The sequence below is a fragment of the Gordonia sp. (in: high G+C Gram-positive bacteria) genome (genome assembly GCF_012515855.1).
Lineage (GTDB): Bacteria > Actinomycetota > Actinomycetes > Mycobacteriales > Mycobacteriaceae > Gordonia.
Window position 1 is genome coordinate 1 of the sequence record NZ_JAAYXO010000150.1, and the last position, 1,754, is coordinate 1,754.

Genomic DNA, 1,754 nt, shown 5'->3' on the forward strand with positions numbered 1-1,754 from the left:
CAAATGTTTCGGTCAACCGAACTTTGCTGTGGGCAGCGCTCCAGAAGGTTTCGCCGCAGTATCCGACGTCGCCGCCCGACCCGGCTGCGCACCGGTGTAGTAGTGGAAGAATGCCTTCCTCCCCAGCGCACCCCTTCTCCGTCGTCAGCGGTGACCTGACCCTGCAGGGCGACCACTGGCCCGCCGTCGGTGCCCAGTCCGGCACCACTCCCGCACTGCTGCTGCACGGCGGCGGCCAGACCCGTCATTCGTGGGACCGCACCGCCGCGTCGCTCGCCGCGCGCGGCCGCGAGGTGTACACCCTCGACATGCGCGGCCACGGCGACAGCGATTGGGCCCCCGACAAGGAATACGGCCTCGAGGCCTTCGTCGCCGACCTCAAAGCGCTCCTGGGCGGGCAGTCGCGCAAGCCGGTGATCATCGGCGCCTCCCTCGGTGGCATCACCGGCCTGTGCACGCTCGGCGAGGACCCCGACCTCGCCGCGGCCCTGGTGATGGTCGACGTCGTCGTCAACGTGGAGCAGAAGGGCATCGACCGCATCAAGGCCTTCATGACCGATCACGTCGACGGCTTCGCGAGCCTGGAGGAGGTGGCCGACGCGATCGCCGCCTACAACCCCGAACGCCGACGCCCCAAGAACCTGGACGGCCTCCGCAAGAACGTGCGCCAACACGACGACGGTCGCTGGTACTGGCACTGGGACCCCGAGTTCATCCGGTCCAGCGAGGGCGACGAGCCGCGGCGACACACCGACCCGGAACGCCTCGCCGCCGCTGCGCGCCGGGTGACCGCACCGACCCTCGTGGTGCGCGGCGGGAAGTCGGACGTGGTGAGCGACGAGGGCATCGCCAACATGCTCGAACTGGTCCCCCACGCCGAGATCGCCGACGTCAGCGACGCCGGACACATGGTGGCAGGCGACGACAACGAGGTCTTCGCCGCGGCGATCGTCGATTTTCTGGACGCGCACGCGCTGTAGCCGCGGTCGGGCTCGGCCTCTCCTCTGCTGGTCGAGCTCCGGCGAACGGAGTGAGCCGGTATGTTTCTCTTGCTGGTCGAGCTCCGGCGAACGGAGTGAGCCGGTATGTCGAGACCGTCGAGGTTCCCTGCCCGCGGCGGTCTCGATGAACCGACTCACTCCGTTCGTCGGCACTCGACCAGCGGAAAAGAGCTAACGCTGGGCGAAGGCCTCTGCCACCTGCTCGGCGGTGAGCCCGTAGTCCGCCAGCGAGTACTTGTGCTGAGGACGACGGTCGCCAGACTTGGAGTCCTCGTCGAGGGCCACCATCGCGGCGCGGGCGTCGTGGGTGAAGTCGGCGCCGATCGCGTCATACACCTGTTGCACGGCCCCGAAGGGATCCGAGCGCAGTTCGGCGAAGTCGATGTCGACGAACTGGGCGGGGTCGTACTTGGCCCGCGCCGCCGAGAACTCCCGGAGCCCGCGCGACCACAGGTCCAGTTGCGTCGCACCGATCCGCTCGCGGGTGAACACCGTCGAGTAGTCCTGCGTCGCGTGTTCGGCGAGACTGCACATCGAGGCGATGATGGTCTCCGGGGCACGGTGCGTCTGCACGACGATCGCGTCCGGGTACACCTCCATCAGTGCGTCGAGCGCGAACAGGTGACTCGGGTTCTTGAGCACCCAGCGCTTGTCCGGGTCGTTGGCGCCGATCAACTGCAGGTTGCGACGATGCCGGGCGTACGCGGGCGTCCAGTCCTGCTCCGCGAGCCACGCCGAGTACGACGGAATGTG

General features: G+C 68.2%; 2 protein-coding genes. One reads left to right on the top strand and one right to left on the bottom strand.

The features are described 5' to 3' along the window. Nucleotides 1-110 precede the first annotated feature (110 nt). Entirely contained in the window at nt 111-980 is an 870-nt protein-coding gene (locus GX543_RS11050; RefSeq protein ID WP_290851956.1) for an alpha/beta hydrolase, read from the top strand. Between the two features lie 192 nt (nt 981-1,172). On the opposite strand, the gene GX543_RS11055 is transcribed toward GX543_RS11050, so the two are convergent. Further along, on the bottom strand, nt 1,173-1,754 hold a 582-nt coding region (locus GX543_RS11055), incomplete at its 5' end, for a sulfotransferase (RefSeq protein ID WP_290851957.1).

Excerpts from the sequence above, each read along its gene's own strand:
- GX543_RS11050 (WP_290851956.1), top strand. The coding sequence starts at position 111 with ATGCCTTCCTCCCCAGCGCACCCCTTCTCCGTCGTCAGCGGTGACCTG.